At 65.1% G+C, this 17,545-nt stretch carries 19 protein-coding genes; 8 read left to right on the top strand and 11 right to left on the bottom strand.

Annotated elements, in window-relative coordinates; all coding sequences use genetic code 11:
* The first annotated feature begins 36 nt into the window (after positions 1-36).
* The 5 genes from iaaH (at position 37) to E1N52_RS23720 (ending at position 5,080) form a co-directional block, all read left to right on the top strand.
* Positions 37-1,491: an indoleacetamide hydrolase gene (gene iaaH / locus E1N52_RS23740; protein WP_133185177.1), complete on the top strand. Its 1,455-nt coding sequence runs from the start codon at positions 37-39 to the stop codon at positions 1,489-1,491.
* Between the two features lie 265 nt (positions 1,492-1,756).
* Positions 1,757-2,008, top strand: a complete 252-nt coding sequence (locus E1N52_RS23735) for a FeoA family protein (protein WP_133185176.1) — start codon at positions 1,757-1,759, stop codon at positions 2,006-2,008.
* Entirely contained in the window at positions 2,005-3,858 is a 1,854-nt protein-coding gene (gene feoB, locus E1N52_RS23730) for a ferrous iron transporter B (RefSeq protein WP_133185175.1), read from the top strand. Before E1N52_RS23735 ends, feoB begins: the two co-directional genes overlap by 4 nt.
* Complete coding sequence (locus tag E1N52_RS23725; RefSeq protein ID WP_133185174.1) at positions 3,855-4,157, top strand: DUF6587 family protein; 303 nt, start codon at positions 3,855-3,857, stop codon at positions 4,155-4,157. Before feoB ends, E1N52_RS23725 begins: the two co-directional genes overlap by 4 nt.
* A gap of 155 nt (positions 4,158-4,312) precedes the next feature.
* Positions 4,313-5,080, top strand: a complete 768-nt coding sequence (locus tag E1N52_RS23720) for a CDP-diacylglycerol diphosphatase (RefSeq protein WP_246089193.1) — start codon at positions 4,313-4,315, stop codon at positions 5,078-5,080.
* Between the two features lie 23 nt (positions 5,081-5,103).
* Here E1N52_RS23720 and E1N52_RS23715 read toward each other — a convergent pair whose 3' ends face one another.
* The gene (locus E1N52_RS23715) at positions 5,104-5,610 is read right to left on the bottom strand and encodes a MarR family winged helix-turn-helix transcriptional regulator (protein ID WP_133185173.1); all 507 of its coding nucleotides are present in this window, start codon (positions 5,608-5,610) and stop codon (positions 5,104-5,106) included.
* Between the two features lie 66 nt (positions 5,611-5,676).
* Between E1N52_RS23715 and E1N52_RS23710 the strand changes: the two genes are divergently transcribed.
* Positions 5,677-6,153 carry a carboxymuconolactone decarboxylase family protein gene (locus E1N52_RS23710; RefSeq protein WP_133185172.1) on the top strand — a complete coding sequence of 159 codons (477 nt, stop codon included), beginning with the start codon at positions 5,677-5,679 and terminating at the stop codon, positions 6,151-6,153.
* A 220-nt stretch (positions 6,154-6,373) separates the two neighbouring features.
* Here E1N52_RS23710 and E1N52_RS23705 read toward each other — a convergent pair whose 3' ends face one another.
* The 3 genes from E1N52_RS23705 to E1N52_RS44145 form a co-directional block, all read right to left on the bottom strand.
* Positions 6,374-6,601: a hypothetical protein gene (locus E1N52_RS23705; protein ID WP_133185171.1), complete on the bottom strand. Its 228-nt coding sequence runs from the start codon at positions 6,599-6,601 to the stop codon at positions 6,374-6,376.
* Positions 6,602-6,628: 27 nt separating this feature from the next.
* Positions 6,629-6,799 carry a hypothetical protein gene (locus E1N52_RS44150; protein ID WP_165979435.1) on the bottom strand — a complete coding sequence of 57 codons (171 nt, stop codon included), beginning with the start codon at positions 6,797-6,799 and terminating at the stop codon, positions 6,629-6,631.
* Positions 6,800-6,862: 63 nt separating this feature from the next.
* A complete protein-coding gene (locus E1N52_RS44145) occupies positions 6,863-7,027 on the bottom strand; it encodes a hypothetical protein (protein ID WP_165979434.1) in 165 nt (54 codons plus the stop codon).
* Between E1N52_RS44145 and E1N52_RS45300 the strand changes: the two genes are divergently transcribed.
* Entirely contained in the window at positions 7,026-7,160 is a 135-nt protein-coding gene (locus tag E1N52_RS45300) for a hypothetical protein (protein ID WP_281175080.1), read from the top strand. The two genes, E1N52_RS44145 and E1N52_RS45300, sit on opposite strands and share 2 nt — an antisense overlap.
* 92 nt (positions 7,161-7,252) lie before the next feature.
* On the opposite strand, the gene E1N52_RS23700 is transcribed toward E1N52_RS45300, so the two are convergent.
* The 3 genes from E1N52_RS23700 to galU all read right to left on the bottom strand — a co-directional run bounded on the left by E1N52_RS23700 (position 7,253) and on the right by galU (position 10,423).
* Complete coding sequence (locus E1N52_RS23700) at positions 7,253-8,581, bottom strand: ATP-binding protein (protein ID WP_133185170.1); 1,329 nt, start codon at positions 8,579-8,581, stop codon at positions 7,253-7,255.
* Positions 8,578-9,315 (bottom strand): response regulator, encoded by a 738-nt coding sequence (locus tag E1N52_RS23695; RefSeq protein WP_028202613.1) that lies wholly within the window; start codon positions 9,313-9,315, stop codon positions 8,578-8,580. The genes E1N52_RS23700 and E1N52_RS23695 overlap by 4 nt, the downstream gene beginning before the upstream one ends.
* Positions 9,316-9,478: 163 nt before the next feature.
* On the bottom strand, positions 9,479-10,423 hold the full coding sequence (galU, locus tag E1N52_RS23690) for a UTP--glucose-1-phosphate uridylyltransferase GalU (RefSeq protein ID WP_133185169.1): 945 nt from the start codon (positions 10,421-10,423) through the stop codon (positions 9,479-9,481).
* Positions 10,424-10,750: 327 nt separating this feature from the next.
* Between galU and E1N52_RS23685 the strand changes: the two genes are divergently transcribed.
* A complete protein-coding gene (locus E1N52_RS23685; protein ID WP_133185168.1) occupies positions 10,751-11,596 on the top strand; it encodes a helix-turn-helix domain-containing protein in 846 nt (281 codons plus the stop codon).
* A 153-nt stretch (positions 11,597-11,749) separates the two neighbouring features.
* On the opposite strand, the gene E1N52_RS23680 is transcribed toward E1N52_RS23685, so the two are convergent.
* Genes E1N52_RS23680 through E1N52_RS23665 form a run of 4 tightly spaced genes read right to left on the bottom strand, consistent with a single transcriptional unit; the run spans position 11,750 to position 17,424 of the window.
* The gene (locus tag E1N52_RS23680; RefSeq protein WP_133185167.1) at positions 11,750-13,759 is read right to left on the bottom strand and encodes an acetyl/propionyl/methylcrotonyl-CoA carboxylase subunit alpha; all 2,010 of its coding nucleotides are present in this window, start codon (positions 13,757-13,759) and stop codon (positions 11,750-11,752) included.
* Between the two features lie 33 nt (positions 13,760-13,792).
* On the bottom strand, positions 13,793-14,581 hold the full coding sequence (locus tag E1N52_RS23675) for an enoyl-CoA hydratase/isomerase family protein (protein WP_133185166.1): 789 nt from the start codon (positions 14,579-14,581) through the stop codon (positions 13,793-13,795).
* Positions 14,582-14,599: 18 nt separating this feature from the next.
* Positions 14,600-16,207 carry a carboxyl transferase domain-containing protein gene (locus E1N52_RS23670; RefSeq protein ID WP_133185165.1) on the bottom strand — a complete coding sequence of 536 codons (1,608 nt, stop codon included), beginning with the start codon at positions 16,205-16,207 and terminating at the stop codon, positions 14,600-14,602.
* A gap of 35 nt (positions 16,208-16,242) precedes the next feature.
* A complete protein-coding gene (locus E1N52_RS23665; protein WP_133185164.1) occupies positions 16,243-17,424 on the bottom strand; it encodes an isovaleryl-CoA dehydrogenase in 1,182 nt (393 codons plus the stop codon).
* Between the last annotated feature and the right edge of the window lie 121 nt (positions 17,425-17,545).

Raw genomic sequence — 17,545 nt, 5'->3', positions numbered from 1 at the left:
TAGCATGGCTCTATAGCCGCACGAGGAGAACGCTGCATGACCTGGACTGTCGACCAGCAACTGGAACTGAGCGCGACGCAAGCCGTCGAGGCTATCCACGCCGGGCAACTGAAGGCCGCCGACTACGTCGCCACGCTGCTTGCGCGCGCGCAGGCGCTCTCCAACCTCAACGCACTCACCGTGCTCGACGTGGAAGGCGCGCTCGCCGCCGCGCAGCGCATCGATTCGCTCGGCGCAAACGAGCGCGCGCGTCTGCCGCTCGCCGGGCTGCCCGTGGTCGTGAAGGACAACATCAATACGCGCGGCCTGCAGACCTCAGCGGCCACGCCCGCGCTCGAAGGCTTCGCGCCCGCGCGTCACGCGCCTTCAGTGCAGCGCCTCGTCGATGCCGGCGCGATCCTGCTCGGCAAGGCCAACATGCACGAGCTCGCGTTCGGCATCACCAGCACGAATCTCGCGCCGCATGCGGGGCCCGTGCGCAACCCCTGGGACCCCGAACGAATTCCGGGCGGCTCCTCCGGCGGCACAGCGGCCGCCATTGCAGCGCGCATCGTGCCCGCCGGACTCGGCACCGACACCGGCGGGTCCACGCGCATACCCGCCGCGCTGTGCGGCATTGTCGGCTTGCGCCCGAGCGTGGGCGACGGCGGCACGCAACGCCGCTATCACGACCCGCAGGCCGTCGTGCCGATCAGCCATACGCGCGACACGGTCGGGCCGATGGGGCGCACGGTAGCCGATGTCGCGCTGCTCGACGCCGTGATCACAGGGCACGGCCCGCTCTCGCCGGCCGCCGTGACGAATCTGCGCATTGGCCTGCCTGCGCCGCTGTGGGAAGGACTCGAAGGCGCGCTCGAAGACGTGGCACGCGCAGCACTCGCGAAACTCGAAGTCGCAGGCGTCACGTTCGTGCCGGTCGAAATGAGCGAGCTGCTCGCGCTGAACGACCGCGTGAGCTATGCGATCGCGCTGCACGAGCCCATCGACGATCTCACCGCATGGCTCGTTGCAAATCACGCACCCGCGCAAACCGTGGCCGAAGTCGCCGCGCGCATTGCGAGCCCCGATGTGCGCGCGGCCTACGACGCCGTGCTCGCCGACGCGCGCGGCGGCGACTATCACAGCGCGATGACGGTGTGGCGGCCGCGCCTGCAGCAGCTCTATGCGCAGACTTTCGCGGCCAGCGGCCTCGACGCGCTGCTCTTTCCCACGACGCGCCTCGCCGCCGTACCGATCGACGAACTGAATGGATCGTCTCGCGTGTCGATCGACGGCGCGGCGCCGATCGACGAGATGGAGGCGTATCTGCGCAACACCGATCCCGCGAGCAACGCCGGCATTCCGGGCCTCGCGCTGCCGGCGGGCCTTATCGACGCGCGCTTGCCAGTCGGGCTCGAACTCGACGGACCGGCCGGCGGGGACCGGAGGCTGCTCGCGATCGGTCTCGCGTTCGAAGCGATTCTCGGGACGCTGCCTGCGCCGGAGATTTGAGCGGACGGCGCACCCTCGCAACGAGGAAGTCGCGCGGCGCATTCTTGCATCGCGGATCATTTAATTAGTCATTCTGAGTAAACGGCCACTGCGCCGGAAACCGCGCGCTGCCTGCGGCAAATAAGCGCATGCGCCACCGATACCCCGCCTCCGCTGCGGGTTCTCTGCCCGCATCGGCGGGCCCAAGGTGCATTTGCCGCCAAAACTACCGCCCTGCCGCTACAATGAGAACAATTCTCATTCGTTGTAAGCAAGTCCCCCACCTATGCGTCTGACCGATCTGTCCAAAGGAGCGACCGCCCTCGTGGAGCGTGTCGAGGATATCCATGCCCCCGACCCGATCGCGCAGCGTCTGCGCGACCTCGGCTTCGTGCCGGGCGAGCCCGTGCGCGTGGTTGCGCGCGCACCCTGGGGCGCGGACCCGCTGCTCGTGCAGATCGGCTCGACCCGCTTTGCATTGCGCCGCGCGGAAGCGCAGCGCGTGAGCGTGACGGCAAACGGGGAGACCGCGCAATGAGCCAGGTCCCGGTTACGCCGCTGCGCGTGGCGCTCGTCGGCAATCCCAACTGCGGCAAGACCGCGCTCTTCAATCTGCTGACCGGCGCGCGCCAGAAGGTTGCCAATTACGCGGGTGTGACGGTCGAGCGCAAGGAAGGACGCTTTGCCACGCCCTCGGGCCGCAAGGTGCAACTGCTCGATCTGCCGGGTGCTTACAGCCTCGACTCGACGAGCCCCGACGAGCGCGTGACGCACGATGTGCTGCTCGGCCGCTACCCGGGCGAGGCCGCGCCGGATCTGATCGTCTGCGTGGCCGACGCGACGAATCTACGCCTGCATCTGCGCTTCGTGCTCGAAGTGCAGCGCATGGGGCGTCCGATGGTGCTCGCGCTGAACATGATGGACGCCGCCAGGCGCCGCGGCATCGAGGTGAATGTAGGCGAGCTTGCGCGCCGGCTCGGCATGCCCGTGGTCGAAACCGTGGCCGTTCGGCGCGGCGGCGCGCAAGCGCTCATCGAACTGATCGAGCGCACGACGGCTGAAAAGCCACAAACGCCAGCAGGAGCCGCAGCCGCGAGCGACGACTTGCACGCCACGGTGCGCACGATTCTCGCGAGCGCCGTGACGATGCCGCGCGCCACCGACGCTCGCGACGACGCCATCGACCGCTTCGCGCTGCACCCCGTGCTCGGCCCGCTGATCCTCGCGTTCGTGATGTTCCTCGTGTTCCAGGCGGTGTATTCGCTCGGCAAGCCGCTCACCGACGCCATCGGCGACGGCTTCACGTGGCTCGGCGCGGCCGCCGGCGCGGCGCTGCCCGACGGCCCGCTACGCAGCCTCGTGACGGACGCGCTGTTCGGCGGCGTCGGCACCGTGCTCGGCTTCTTGCCGGAAATTCTGGTGCTGTTCTTCTTTATCCTCGTGCTGGAGGAGTCGGGCTATCTGCCGCGCGCGGCCTTCCTGCTCGATCGCATGATGGTGGCCGTCGGTCTCACCGGGCGGTCGTTCATCCCACTGCTGTCGAGCTTCGCGTGCGCGATTCCCGGCGTGATGGGCACGCGCAGCATCTCCGACCCGCGCGACAGGCTCGCCACGATCCTTGTCGCGCCGCTCATGACGTGCTCGGCGCGCTTGCCCGTGTATGCGCTGCTGATCGGCGCATTCATTCCGCACCGCACGGTCTTCGGCGTATTCAACATGCAGGGCCTCGTGCTCTTCGCGCTTTACGCCGCCGGCATCGTCGGCGCGATGGCGGTGGGCTGGGTCATGAAGAAGCTGCGCCGCGACCACCGCGAACACGCGCTGCTAATGGAACTGCCCTCGTACCGGCTGCCGCGCGTACGCGACGTCGCCATCGGCCTGTGGGAGCGCGGCGCGATCTTCCTCAAACGCCTCACGGGCATCATCCTCGCGCTCACGGTGCTGATGTGGTTCATCTCCACGTTCCCCTCGCCGCCCGCAGGCGCGACGCTGCCCGCCATCGATTACTCCATCGCCGGCTATCTCGGCCGCGCGCTGCAATGGCCGTTCGCGCCGCTCGGCTTCAACTGGCAAATGAGCCTTTCGCTGATCCCCGCGTTCGCCGCGCGCGAAACGGCGGTGGCCGCGCTCGCCACGGTGTACTCGGTGGCGGGCGGCGACGCGGATACCGCCGCGCTCGGCCACACGCTCGCGCAGAACTTCTCGCTCGCCAGCGCCCTCTCGCTGATGGTGTGGTTCGCATTCGCACCGCAATGCATGTCCACGCTCGCCGTGATTCGCCGCGAAACGCGCTCGTGGCGCGCCGTCGTGGTGTCGTTCGGCTACATGTTCGTCGTGGCCTATGCGGCGTCGTTCGTCACATATCAGATCGCGAGGCACTTCGTATGAACGCCGGACTCGTCGCGCAATATGCGGTGATCGCGCTGCTAGTGGCCGCGAGCTTCGTCTATACGCTGCGCAAGCTCGCGCCGAAAACGGCCACGCGCGTGCAGGCTGCCGTGGCCTCCAGATTGTTGCGTTCGCAACATAGCGCATTCGCGCGGCGCCTCGGGCGGTTCGTGCAGCCCAAAGGCGCAACCGGCGATTGCGGCGACGGCTGCGGCACCTGCGGCACGTGCGGGCCGACGCCCGCGGCAACGGACGCATCGAACACGCAACCGGTCACGTTTCATCCGCGCCGCAAATAAGCCTCGGCAACCGCGCACAAGCGACTGTCACGGGCATTGCGCTACACTGCGCGCAGCGTTGCGCCGCAACGCGTGCAGACTTCGCACCGCGGCGCATTTGATCGACTAAACCCAGACACTTCGTGCCGATGCGATCCTTGCGCCTTGCCCCTTTCATGCGGATGTCCCGGCTTGCCGTAGCCACGACGGCAGTCGTTGCGCTCGCCGCCACCGGCGCCTGCGTGCGCCTCTCCGCGGTCGACTCCAACGGTCTTTGGCAAGTCGTCGGCGGCCAGTGCGTGCCGAACATGCGCGACAAGGGGAAGCCCGGCCCCTGCACCACCGTCGACTTCCAGAAGCGCTATGCCGTGCTCAAGGACATCGCAGGGCGCGCGCAGTATCTTGTGATTCCCACCGACCGCGTGAGCGGCATCGAAAGCCCCGAAATTCTCTACGGCGGCGCGCCGGAGTACTGGGTAGGCGCATGGGGCGCGGGGCGCTTCGTAGAGGCGAAGATCGGCATGCCGCTCGCCGGCAACCAGCTCGGCCTCGAGATCAATTCCTCTGAGCGCCGCACGCAGAATCAACTGCATATTCACGTCGATTGCATGCGAGCCGACATCACCAAGGCGCTTGCGCCGTATGGCGACATCGCGCCGGGTACTTGGCGCTGGACCACGCTCGATGGCTCGCGCTACCGCGTCACGCGCGTGACGAGTCTCTCGGATAGCAACAATCCGTTTCGCGTGGTCGAGCGCGATCTCGGCCCGCAACAGACCATGGCCGTGCAGACGATACTCGTGACGGGCGCAGGCCCCGATGCGAAGCACAGCGGCTGGCTCGTCGTGAACAGCGGGCTCGATGTCGATGGCGGAACCGGCACGGCCGAAGGCCTGCTCGACCATTCGTGCAGCCTCGCGCAAGCGAAGAGCGCTGCGCAGTAACGTGCAGTCGCGCCCGGATGCATTCAGCCCATATCATCCTCGCGCGCGACGCTCACCAGCCAGCGGCGTATTACCTGCTCCTCTTCGGCCGTGAAGCCCGCGGCCATGCGCGCCTCCAGCTTCTTCACGCGCGCGCGGCACTGCCTGAGCAGCGCCTCGCCCTCATCGGTCACATCGATTTGCTGAATGCGTCCATGCACCGCGTGCGGGCGACGCACGATCGCGCCACCGCGCTCCAGATTCGCGACGATCACGCTCACCGTTTGCGGCGTGAGCGCCGCGAGCCTCGCGAGATCGGCGCCCGAAATACCGGGGTAGGCGGCCAGCATGGTCAGCACGACGAATTGCGGCGGCGTAATGCCGAGATCGTCGAGCGCGCGCTCCATGCGCAAACGATGCGCCGCGCCCGCCTGGCGCAGCAGGTAGCCGAAATAACCGGCCTCGCCGCGCTTGCCCTCGCCGACCGCCGGAATGGCGCTCGCGTGTTCGCTCCTTTCCGAAGCCGGGTCTTTCCTTGCTGTCTTGCGCATAATGTCAGGGTTCGAATATGATGTTCGTGCTCTGATATTAACGACCAAACTTCGCGAGGTCCAGTCATGTCCAGCACGTCTACCCGCATTGCTTACGAAACCTTCGCGCGCGACGCCGCCCCGGTTACCGCCGCCCTCTCCGCCATGAGCAAGGCTGTTGACGCCTCCGGCATCGAAAAGCCGCTCACCGAACTGCTGAAAATCCGCGCCTCGCAAATCAACGGCTGTGCGTTCTGCATTCAGTACCACCTCAACATTGCGCGCGAGAAAGGCGTGCCGCGCGTCAAGCTCGATCTCGTGGCTGCATGGCACGAGGCGCCGGAATACTTCAGCGAGCGTGAACGCGCCGCGCTGGCTTACACGGAAGCGCTGACCGCGAAGCTCCATGACGGCGTGAGCGACGCGCTCTACGAGGACGTGGCGCGCCAGTTTCCCGGCGAGCAGATGGCATTCTTGACGGCCGCCGTGGCGAATATCAATGCGTGGAACCGCATTGCGGTAGCGCTGCGCTTCGCACCGCCGGTGCGCGACGAAGCAGGCTGAAGAAAGGAAAGGTAAGGATTGCACGAATTCCTTACCTGAACTCTTTCCTCGAATTACAAAGCCGCCCCTCGCAGTGAAAGACGGCATACGATTGCGCCGACTGAGTGGCCTGACCAGCCTTCTCGGTCGGACATCGACCATATCGCACATTCACCGGGGGGTTAAACATGTCGATAAGCGCGTTATCCAACTCAAACTCACTGTTTTCGACCTGGGCCGCTTACCAGGCAGAAGGGCAAACCACGAGCAGCAGCCAGACGTCGGGCATGCCCATGGCTTCGGACGCCTCGTCGGACTCGAACAACGTCAATCCGCTCGCCGCCGCTATCGCCTCGGCGCTCTCGTCGCTCGGCTTCACCACGGACAGCACGGCCAGCGCGTCTGCGAGCACCACCAGTTCCGATTCTTCGTCGAGCTCCACCGGTTCGACGTCGAGCACGTCGTCCACGTCGCCCGATGCGCTTGCCGCCGCGCTTCAGCAATTCCTCGGCGCGCTGTTCCAGGCCGCCGCGCAACAGAGCGGCGTCACCACGACGGCCACGGACGATAGCAGCGACAGCAGCAGCGCAGTTTCGTCGGCAAGCGCAACATCTGCGACTACGGCTTCCAGCTCCAGCACGTCGTCCGCATCGAGCGATACGAGCACGACGACCACTGCGGCAGCGATGATGCCCCCGCCGCCGCCTCCGCCGCCCTCGTCGGCAGGCGGTTACGGCAGCGATCTCGCTTCGGCGATCTCGAACCTCGCGCAGTCGCTCTCGTCGGCTTCGAGCAGCACGTCCTCCGATTCGAGCACGGCAAGCAGCTCATCGAGCAGCAGCAGCAGTTCGGACAGCGAATTGACGTCCGACTTCCAGAACCTTTTGACGGCCATGGGCGCCTCGTCGAGCAGTTCGTCGAGCGGCACGACGTCCGAGCTTCAGCAATTCCTCACGACGCTCGCGAGCAACCTGCAGCAGCAGGGCTCGGGCGCCGCGAGCGGCCTGTTCGTCAGCACGACGGCCTGATCCACTACGTCCACAAGCGCCCGCATTTTCAAGCGTTGGCACGTTTGCGCGCCGGTCCGCGAGGGCTCGGCGCGTTTTTTTGTGGTGGCGTATCAGCCGTGGGCGACAGGAAAGCAGAGCTTCACGAGCAGGCCGCCATCGGCATGGTTCGTGACGTCGCATTGGCCACCGCTGTCGCGCGCGAGCCGCGCGACGATAGCTAGCCCGAGGCCGCAGTGGCCTTCGCCGCCACGCGCCGCATTCAGGCGTACGAACGGCCTCATGGCGGCGGGAATGCGCTCGGGCTCGATGCCGGCGCCGTGATCGCGTACGCGTATCAGGTGCGATCCGTTTTCGATCGCCGTCGAGATTTCGACCGGCGGCGCGCCATACTCGAGCGCGTTATCGACCAGATTCGTGACGAGCCGATCCAGCGTGACCTGCGGCAGCTTGAACCGGGGACCGGCACGCAGATCGAGCACGAACAGTGGCTCGTTGCCGCCTTCGATTTCGTCAGGATTGCCAAACTGGCTTTGCAGAAAGCCATCGACGCTCAATAGCCTGCCCGCGTCGGGCGACTGTTGTGCGAACTCCAGAAACTGCTGGACGATGTGGGTGAGCGAGTCGACGTCGCGCAGCATGCCGTTGCGCTCCGCCTCCTCGGCCATCAGCGTCGCGCGCAGCTTGAGCCGCGTGAGCGGTGTCTTCAGATCGTGCGCGATGCCGCTCAGCATCACCACGCGGTCGTCTTCGGCCTCGTTCACGCAGCGCATCATGTCGTTGAACGACGCGCTCACGTCGCGCAGTTCGCGCGGCCCCTTGCCTTCGAGCGGCGCAATACGCTCGCCGGTGCCGAACCGGCGTGCCGCCTGCGCAAGGCTCGCGAGCGGCTTCTGGATCTGCCATGCGGCGAGGAACGACAGCGTGAGCGCCGCCAGCAGCATCGAAATCCCTTCGATGACAAAGCGCGGCGGCGGCGGGATATCGACCGGCACGACAACCCAGGTCGTGCTGCCCGGAAAGCGCACCCAGAGCTGCGGCGGGCGCCCGTCATCCACGGCGAACTGCGTGCCGGGCGGCAATTGCTCGCGCAGATGACGCGTCAAGTCGACCAGCGGCCTGCGTGTCGGTTCGTGCAGGTGAACGTCCTTGGGCACGTTCCACACCGGCACGCGGTGCACGCGCAACACGTCGCTCAGGTCGCGGTCCTTCGGCGGCTCGAGAGAGCCGCCGAGATGCACCGGTGGCGGCAGCGTGCCGCCGCCGACGTGCTCTTCGCTGGCCACGCGCAGCGCAAGCAGGACACCACGCGCGAAGCCATCGACTTCATGGCGCGGCGGCTGGCGGGCAAGCAGCAAAAACCAGCCGAGCTGCATGGAAAGCAAAACCGCCGCCGAGAGCAATGCCATGCGCCCGAACAGCGTATTCAACGGACTTCTCACTGAATTGCTGCGCCGTGCGCCTCCGAATAATTCGCCGGATCCGGCACGAATACATAGCCCTTACCGCGCACGGTCTGGATATGGCGCGGATTCGATGGATCGGCCTCGATCACGCGGCGCAGTCGCCAGATCGGCACGTCGAGGCTGCGTTCGTGGAACTCGCGCTCGTCGCGATGCACGATATCGTGGATCAGCGTGCGCGAAAGCACTTTGTAGGGATGTGTGGCGAATACCTTCAGCAACGCGAATTCGCTTTCCCTGAGCGGGATTTGCGTGTCGCCGCAGGAGAGCGTGCGCATCGTGAAGTCGAGTTCGAAGTCGCCGAACCGGTAGCGCCGCCTTGCCTCCGGTGCGCTGGCGGTGGACGGGCCGCGCCGCCGCAGAATGTTCTGGATACGCACTAGCAGTTCATGCGGATCGAAGGGCTTGGGCAAATAGTCGTCCGCCCCCAGCGAGAGCCCGCGAATGCGGTCGCTCACGGCGCCGCGCGCGGTGACGAAAATGACGGGAATGTCGTCACCCGCCGCGCGCAAGGCGGCAATGGCCTCGAGGCCATCGGTCTCCGGCATCATGATGTCCAGCACCACGATGGACGGACGTTCGCGCTCGAGGCGGCGCTGGAGGTGGACGCCGTCGTGCAGCACGGCGGTATCGAAGTTATGCGAGCGCAAGAAGCGGCTCAGCAGATCGCGCACGACGGGATCGTCGTCGACAATGAGGACGCTGGGGTTCATGCCGCGATTTTAAAGCAGTGCAGCGGGCGGAACCTTGCAGCGTTTCTTACCAATCCTTTCTTCGCATCGCCTTGAAAAAGGGCGGCATCGTCAGATCCCGCCCGGTCATCGAGGCTGCGCGTACGCGGGTATTGCTCAATTCTCCTATGCAAACGGCATGGCTTTAATGTGCGAGCCCCGCCGCGTCCGGAGCCGGTTGACTCAGCATCGGCGCGGTTGCCCACGCGCCCAGTTGCACCGCGCCAATGCGCTCACGCAGCCAAGCGTCGAAGGTCTCCTGCAATTCCGCGTGCCTCAGGGCGAAGTCGACCGTCGCCTGAACATAGCCGAGCTTGGTGCCGCAGTCATAGCGCTTGCCCACGAACTCGTAGGCCAGCACCTGCTCCTCTTCGCGCATTGAATGAATGGCGGGCGTAAGTTCGATCTCGCCATTCGCATCGGGTTTCAGCGAACGCAAATGATGGAAGATGCTCGGCATGAGCACGTAACGCCCGGCCACACCAAAACTCGAAGGCGCCAGTTCGGGCGTCGGCTTTTCAATGATGCGGCTCACGCTGATCACGCGCTCGTCCCAATGCCGGCCGTCGATCACGCCATGACTCGTCGACTCGCACGATTCGAATTCTTCCACAGCGAGAACCGAGGAATCGTAATGGCTGAAGATATGGACCATTTGCGCGAGAACCGGAGGCTTGCCGTCGAGCAGATCGTCCGCGAGCACGACTGCAAAGGGCTCGTCGCCAATCAGCTTTTCCGCGCAAAGCACGGCGTGCCCGAGACCGAGCGGTTCCGCTTGCCGGACATAGACGCACTCCACATTGGCCGGCTTGATGCTCTGCACGAGCTCGACGAGATTATGCCTGCCGCGCGCCCTCAGCACGTGCTCGACCTCGTAAGACCTGTCGAAATGATCTTCGATGACGCGCTTTCCGCGGCCCGTCACGAATATCAGCTCGGTGATGCCTGCACCGATGGCTTCTTCAACGGCATATTGAATGAGCGGTTTATCGATGACCGGCAGCATTTCCTTCGGGCTCGCCTTCGTTGCCGGCAGAAAGCTCGTATCGATTCCCGCCACCGGGAACACAGCTTTACGAACACCAAGCATGATGACCTCACCTGTCTGGTAGAGGGGCGGAACGACCATGACGAAGGGTGCGGGGATTTGCACTCCGACCCCGGATCGCCGCATGTGGCGAATCAGCTCGGCGACAAGTTCCCAGGATTCGGCCGGAAAGGTCTGCCGAAAAGCCAAACTCAATCATCGCACTGTTTTTGAACGAAGTGCGCGTAGGTGGAGGCGCCCACACGCGGAGGCACGCAAGGCTTGCAATTCGCGCGCCGTGCAGCGATTACATCGCATGTAATTGGCGAGCCGCGCATGTGCGCCTATCCTCAACATACGATCGCATCCGCATCCAACCCGGGAGAACCGATGAACCCCATGCGCCCCGAACCGAACGCGCCGCAAAGCGAACTTGGCACCCTGCTGCGCTATTGGCGGGATGCGCGTGGCGTGAGTCAACTCGATTTGTCGCTCGACGCCGGGATTTCGCAGCGGCAAATCAGCTTCATTGAAAGCGGGCGCAGCGTGCCGGGCCGCGACACGCTGCTGACGCTTGCACAAACACTCGATGTGCCCCTGCGCGAGCGCAACGCCCTGCTGCTCGCCGCCGGCTACGCGCCGGTCTATTCGGACGCCCCCTGGAACGCGCAGGAAATGGAGCATGTCGTGCGGGCGCTCGAACGGGTCATTCGCCAGCACGATCCGTTTCCGGCCATCGTCATGGACCGGCACTGGAACGTGCTGATGACCAACGACGCCGCGCCGCGCTTCTTCGGCCACTTCATCGACATGTCCGCGCGTACCGGCACGCGCAACATGCTGCATTTGATGTTCGATCCTCAAGGCATGCGCCCGTTCCTCACGGACTGGGAGAACGTCTCGCGCAGCCTGCTGCAGCGCGTGTATCGCGAAGCGGTCGGGCGCGTGATCGACGATGAAACACGCACGCTGCTTGACGAGTTGCTCGCGTACCCCGGCGTGCCAGGCGACTGGAAAGCCCATCATGGATCGGCCGGCACGCCCACCATGCCGGTCATTCCGCTGAGTTTCATCGACGACGGCAGAGTGCTTCGCTACTTCTCGATGGTGACGAGCGTGGGAACGCCGCAAAACGTCGCCGCCCAGGAATTGCGCCTCGAATGCATGTTCCCCGCCGACGACGCCACCGAAGCGCGACATCGGGAGTTGCTCGCGGCGCATGCGAAGGCACACTGAGCGGTTCCCAACTGCAAGCGCGAAAAAAAGGGCGCTCCGCTATTGCAGAGCGCCCCAGGGCAAAACTCTCACGTCGTTCTCCGGCTACAGGGGAGGCCGGAAGGAACTGCTTGGCCCTGCAAGTCAAACCGCTTCGAGCGGCATCAAGCGGTATCAAGCGGCTTCAAGCACGAGCAATTGCGCGCCGTCAGCCACCTGATCGCCTACGCCATACAATACTTCGGTCACCTTACCAGCCGCAGGCGCGCCGATGGTGTGCTCCATCTTCATCGCCTCCATGACGATGAGCGGCGCACCCTTCTCGACCACGGCGCCCGGCTCGACCAGCACGGCGATCACCTTGCCCGGCATGGGCGCAGTCAGACGGCCTTCGCCGTGCTCCGCGTCTGCGGCATGCGCGAGCAGGTTCTGCCACTCGAACGCCATCGCCGTGCCGAGGCAGAACACATGAAACACGTCGCCGTCGATGAATACGCGGCCCGTCACGCGCCTGTCGCCGATGGTCGCGCCGTATTCGTCCACGCCCTCGCTGCGCCACCACGAGTAGCGCGCCTCGTGACCCGCATAGGCCAGGGTTTCCTCACCGCCGTCATGCGTGTGCGCAACCGTGAACGCGGTATCGCTTTCGACATCGCGCCAGGAAAGCGTTTGTGCGAAGCCGCTATTCAGGCGCCAATGCGAAAGCGCGTGCCACGGTGAAGCGCCATGCGCCGCGCCGCCCTCACGGCCGAGCAGCGCCGCGCACGCGAGCGCGAGCGCTTCGCGAACCGGCTTCTGCTGCGGCGAGAACAACGCCTCGTGGTTACGCTCGATCAGGCCCGTGTCGAGATCGGCGCTTGCGAACGGCTCACAGGTCACGAGCCGCTGCAAAAATTCGACGTTCGTATGCGGCCCCACCACCTCGCACGCTTCGAGCGCACGCTTCATACGCGCAAGCGCGTCCTCGCGCGTGGCGCCGTGCACGATCAGCTTTGCGATCATCGGATCGTAGAACGGCGTAATCGTGTCGCCTTCGCGCACGCCGCTGTCGATACGCACGCTCGCGCGCTGGCCCGCGTCGCCGAGCCGGAACTCGACGCCATCCGGCATGCGCAGATGCTTGAGCGTACCCGTGGAGGGCAGGAATCCGCGCGCGGGATTTTCCGCGTAAATGCGCGCCTCGAGTGCATGGCCCGTGATCGAAAGCTGCGACTGCCCGAGCGGCAGCGGCTCGCCCGCCGCCACGCGCAGCTGCCATTCGACGAGATCGAGGCCCGTGATCATCTCGGTTACGGGGTGCTCGACCTGCAGGCGCGTGTTCATCTCCATGAAGTAGAAGTCGGCGCCCGTCATGATGAATTCGACGGTGCCGGCGCCTTCGTAATGCACGGCGCGCGCAGCGGCTACGGCCGCCTCGCCCATAGCGCGGCGCACCGCGTCTTCGAGGCCCGGCGCGGGCGCTTCTTCCAGCACTTTCTGGTGGCGGCGCTGCACCGAGCAGTCGCGGTCGAACAGGTAGACCGCGCCGCCATGTTTGTCGGCGAACACCTGAACTTCGACGTGACGCGGCCGCGTGAGGTACTTCTCGATCAGCACGCGGTCGTTGCCGAAGCTGCTGGCCGCCTCGCGCTTGCACGAAGCGAGCGCCGCCGCGAAGTCTTCGCTGCGCTCGACCACGCGCATGCCCTTGCCGCCGCCGCCCGCGCTCGCCTTGAGCAGCACGGGGTAGCCCATTGCATCGGCTTCACGCTGCAGGAGCGCGGGGTCCTGATCATCGCCGTGGTAGCCCGGCACGAGCGGCACAGCCGCCGCATGCATCAGCGCCTTCGCGGCCGCTTTCGAGCCCATGGCGGCGATCGCGCCGACCGGCGGCCCGATAAAGACGATGCCAGCCGCTTCGCACGCGCGGGCAAAGTCTTCGTTCTCCGAAAGAAAACCGTAGCCGGGGTGAATGGCTTGCGCGCCCGTGGCGCGCGCGGCTTCGATGATGCGCTCATAGCGCAAATAGCTTTGCGCAGCGGCCGCTTCGCCGATATGCACGGCTTCGTCGCAGGCCGCGACGTGCTTCGCGTTCGCGTCGGCGTCCGAGTACACGGCCACGCTCTTCACGCCGAGCCGCCTGCACGTAGCCGCGACCCGGCACGCAATTTCGCCGCGGTTGGCGATCAGGATTTTGTTGAACATGTCATGTCCTCGCTTCGTTTCCTGCTTCTTGCGTTATTGATCGCGCCAGCGCGGCGTGCGCTTTTCAAGGAACGACGACACGCCGTCGCGCCCTTCCTCGCTCGCGCGAATGCGCGCGATGCGAACAGCGGTGTCTTCGATCAATGTGCTGTCGATCGTCTGGCCGGCGATGTCCTGCACGAGCTGCTTGCATTCGCGCACGGCATTCGGGCTGTTCGCACAAAGCGTTTCGGTAATGCGTTGCACGGTGGCGTCGAGGTCTTCAGCGCTCACCGCTTCGCTCACGAGGCCGAGCCGCTGCGCGGTGGCGCAGTCGAACGCTTCAGCCGTGACGAAGTAGCGGCGCGAAGCCTGCTCGCCCAGCGCGCGGATCACGTAAGGCGCGATCGTGGCGGGCATGAGACCGAGGCGCGCTTCGGAAAGGCAGAAGTGCGCGCTTTCCACGGCCACCACGATGTCCGCCGCACATACGAGACCCATGCCGCCCGCGTAGGCGTCGCCATGCACGCGTGCTACGACCGGCTTGGGGCAGCGATAGACGGCCGAGAGCATCTGCGCGAGACGCATGGCGTCCGCGCGATTCTCCGCGTCGGAGTAGCCGGCCATCTTGCGCATCCAGTTCAGGTCCGCGCCTGCGCAAAAGGCCTTGCCGCTGCCGGCGAGCACGATCGCGCGCACGTCGTCGCGCGCGCCGAGCGCGGTGAACGCAGCCGTGACGTCCGCGATCATCGTTTCGTTGAACGCGTTACGCACTTCAGGGCGATTGAGCGTAACGGTGGCCACGTGTCCGACGACTTCTACTGTGAGCGTTTCGTATTGCATTGTCTGGTCCTCAATGCATCACATGCGGAACACGCCGAAGCGCGTGTCTTCGATCGGCGCGTTCATCGTGGCGGAAAGGCCCAGGCCGAGCACGTCGCGCGTTTGCGCCGGGTCGATCACACCGTCGTCCCACAGACGTGCGCTCGCATAATACGGATGGCCCTGCAGCTCGTACTGATCGCGAATCGGCTGCTTGAATGCGTTTTCCTCTTCGGCGCTCCACGTGCCGCCCTTCGCTTCGATGCCGTCGCGGCGCACCGTTGCGAGCACGGACGCAGCCTGCTCGCCGCCCATCACCGAGATGCGCGCATTCGGCCACATCCACAGGAAGCGCGGCGAATACGCGCGGCCGCACATGCCATAGTTGCCCGCGCCAAACGAGCCGCCAATGATGACCGTGAATTTCGGCACCTTCGCCGTGGCCACTGCCGTCACCATCTTCGCGCCGTTACGTGCAATGCCCTCGTTTTCGTACTTGCGGCCCACCATGAAGCCCGTGATGTTCTGCAGGAACACGAGCGGAATCTTGCGCTGGCAGCACAGCTCGATGAAGTGCGTGCCCTTCAACGCCGATTCGGAAAACAGAATGCCGTTGTTCGCGATGATGCCCACCGGGTGGCCCCAGATGTGCGCAAAGCCGGTCACGAGCGTCGTGCCGTAGCGTGCCTTGAATTCGTCGAACGCCGAGTCGTCCACGATGCGGGCGATCACCTCGCGCACGTCGAAAGGCTTGCGCGTATCCACGGGAATCACGCCGTACAGGCTTTTCGCGTCGAAGCGCGGCGGCAGCGGCTCGCGCAGCACCACGGGCGGCGTTTTCGTGCGGTTCAGATTGCCGACGATCGAACGCGCAATGGCGAGCGCATGCGCGTCGTTCTGTGCGAGATGGTCGACCACGCCGGAAAGGCGCGTGTGGACGTCGCCGCCGCCCAGATCCTCTGCGCTCACTTCCTCGCCCGTCGCCGCTTTCACGAGCGGCGGGCCGCCGAGGAAAATCGTGCCCTGGTTCTTCACGATGATCGACTCGTCGCTCATGGCCGGCACATATGCGCCGCCCGCCGTACACGAGCCCATCACCACCGCGATCTGCGGAATACCCTGCGCAGAGAGATTCGCCTGGTTGTAAAAGATCCGGCCGAAGTGATCGCGGTCCGGAAACACCTCGTCCTGATTCGGCAGGTTCGCGCCGCCCGAATCGACGAGATACACGCAAGGCAGGTTGTTTTCCTGCGCGATTTCCTGCGCACGCACGTGCTTCTTCACCGTGACCGGATAGTACGTGCCGCCCTTCACCGTGGCGTCATTGCAAACGATCACGCATTCTTGCCCCGCAATGCGGCCGATGCCCGTGATGATGCCGGCGCCCGGCGCGTCGTCGTTGTACATGCCGTAGGCCGCGAGCTGCGAGAACTCCAGAAACGGCGTGCCCGGATCGACCAGTTGCGCGATGCGATCGCGCGGCAGCAGCTTGCCGCGCGAGAGGTGCTTGTCGCGTGCGGCTTCGCCGCCGCCCAGCGAAAGCTTCTGGATCTTCTCGCGCAGGTCCGCGACGAGCGCTTCGAGTGCCGCGGTATTGGCCTTGAAGTCGTCCGAACGCGGATTGAGCTTCGATTCGATGACCGGCATCCCGTCCTCCCTTCGTTACCGTGAGTTTCTTAGGATTACATCGTTTCCGCGAACAGCTCGCGGCCGATCAACATGCGGCGAATCTCGCTCGTGCCCGCGCCGATTTCATAGAGCTTCGCGTCGCGCCAGAGACGCCCGACCGGATACTCGTTGATATAGCCGTTGCCGCCGAGGATCTGGATCGCTTCGCCGGCCATCCACGTGGCCTTTTCCGCGGTGTAGAGAATCACGCCCGCGCAGTCCTTGCGCACCTGGCGCACGTGGTCCTTGCCAAGCGTGTCGAGCTGGCGGCCCACTGCGTAGAGATACGCGCGGCACGCCTGGTAGGTCGTATAGAGGTCCGCGACCTTGCCCTGGATGAGCTGGAATTCGCCGATGGCCTGACCGAACTGCTTGCGGTCGTGGATGTACGGCACGACCGCGTCCATGACCGCGGCCATGATGCCGGTGGGACCGCCCGCCAGCACGGCGCGCTCGTAGTCGAGGCCGCTCATCAGCACTTTCACGCCGCCGTTGAGCTGGCCGAGGATGTTCTCTTCGGGCACTTCCACGTCCTGGAACACCAGCTCGCCCGTGTGCGAGCCGCGCATGCCGAGCTTGTCGAGCTTCTGCGCAACCGAAAAGCCCTTCATGCCCTTCTCGACGATGAACGCCGTCATGCCGCGCGAACCCGCTTCAGGATCGGTTTTCGCGTAGACGACCAGCGTGTCGCAATCCGGGCCGTTGGTGATCCACATCTTCGTGCCGTTGAGCACGTAGCGGTCGCCCTTCTTTTCGGCGCGCAGCTTCATGCTCACGACATCCGAGCCGGCGTTGGGCTCGCTCATGGCGAGCGCGCCGACGTGCTCGCCGGAAACGAGCTTCGGCAGATATTTGCGCTTTTGCGCTTCGGTGCCGTTACGGTGGATCTGGTTCACACACAGGTTCGAATGCGCGCCGTACGACAGGCCGACCGATGCGGACGCGCGCGAAATTTCCTCCATCGCGACCATGTGCGCCGTGTAGCCCATGTTCGCGCCGCCGTATTCCTCCGAGACCGTCATGCCGAGCACGCCCAGGTCGCCGAACTTGCGCCAGAGGTCCATCGGGAACTGGTCGGTGCGGTCGATTTCGCCCGCGCGCGGTGCGATTTCCTTCGCCGCGAAGCCAGCGATGCTGTCGCGCAGCATTTCGACTTCTTCGCCTAGCGGGAACTGCAAACCGGGTACGTTGCTCATGTGTGTCTCCAGGGAATCTCGAACCGGGCGTTGCTTCGCCCCATGGACGCACATTTCACGCCAGATTTACGTTAACGTCAATAGGTATTTCTGAGTTACGCTCAAGTTGTCATATAGATGA

The sequence above is a fragment of the Paraburkholderia guartelaensis genome (assembly GCF_004353905.1).
Lineage (GTDB): Bacteria > Pseudomonadota > Gammaproteobacteria > Burkholderiales > Burkholderiaceae > Paraburkholderia > Paraburkholderia guartelaensis.
This window is presented reverse-complemented; position numbering and strand designations above follow the sequence as displayed.

Coding starts and splice junctions, on each gene's coding strand:
- E1N52_RS44145 (WP_165979434.1), bottom strand. CDS start 7,027: ATGGCCGTCAAAAGGTTCTGGAAGTCGGACGTCAATTCGCTGTCCGAA.
- E1N52_RS23685 (WP_133185168.1), top strand. CDS start 10,751: ATGAACCCCATGCGCCCCGAACCGAACGCGCCGCAAAGCGAACTTGGC.
- iaaH (WP_133185177.1), top strand. CDS start 37: ATGACCTGGACTGTCGACCAGCAACTGGAACTGAGCGCGACGCAAGCC.
- E1N52_RS23695 (WP_028202613.1), bottom strand. CDS start 9,315: ATGAACCCCAGCGTCCTCATTGTCGACGACGATCCCGTCGTGCGCGAT.
- E1N52_RS45300 (WP_281175080.1), top strand. CDS start 7,026: ATGGGCGCCTCGTCGAGCAGTTCGTCGAGCGGCACGACGTCCGAGCTT.
- E1N52_RS23725 (WP_133185174.1), top strand. CDS start 3,855: ATGAACGCCGGACTCGTCGCGCAATATGCGGTGATCGCGCTGCTAGTG.
- E1N52_RS23715 (WP_133185173.1), bottom strand. CDS start 5,610: ATGCGCAAGACAGCAAGGAAAGACCCGGCTTCGGAAAGGAGCGAACAC.
- E1N52_RS23670 (WP_133185165.1), bottom strand. CDS start 16,207: ATGCCGGTCATCGAATCGAAGCTCAATCCGCGTTCGGACGACTTCAAG.
- galU (WP_133185169.1), bottom strand. CDS start 10,423: ATGCTTGGTGTTCGTAAAGCTGTGTTCCCGGTGGCGGGAATCGATACG.
- feoB (WP_133185175.1), top strand. CDS start 2,005: ATGAGCCAGGTCCCGGTTACGCCGCTGCGCGTGGCGCTCGTCGGCAAT.
- E1N52_RS23710 (WP_133185172.1), top strand. CDS start 5,677: ATGTCCAGCACGTCTACCCGCATTGCTTACGAAACCTTCGCGCGCGAC.
- E1N52_RS23720 (WP_246089193.1), top strand. CDS start 4,313: ATGCGGATGTCCCGGCTTGCCGTAGCCACGACGGCAGTCGTTGCGCTC.
- E1N52_RS23665 (WP_133185164.1), bottom strand. CDS start 17,424: ATGAGCAACGTACCCGGTTTGCAGTTCCCGCTAGGCGAAGAAGTCGAA.
- E1N52_RS23675 (WP_133185166.1), bottom strand. CDS start 14,581: ATGCAATACGAAACGCTCACAGTAGAAGTCGTCGGACACGTGGCCACC.
- E1N52_RS23680 (WP_133185167.1), bottom strand. CDS start 13,759: ATGTTCAACAAAATCCTGATCGCCAACCGCGGCGAAATTGCGTGCCGG.
- E1N52_RS23735 (WP_133185176.1), top strand. CDS start 1,757: ATGCGTCTGACCGATCTGTCCAAAGGAGCGACCGCCCTCGTGGAGCGT.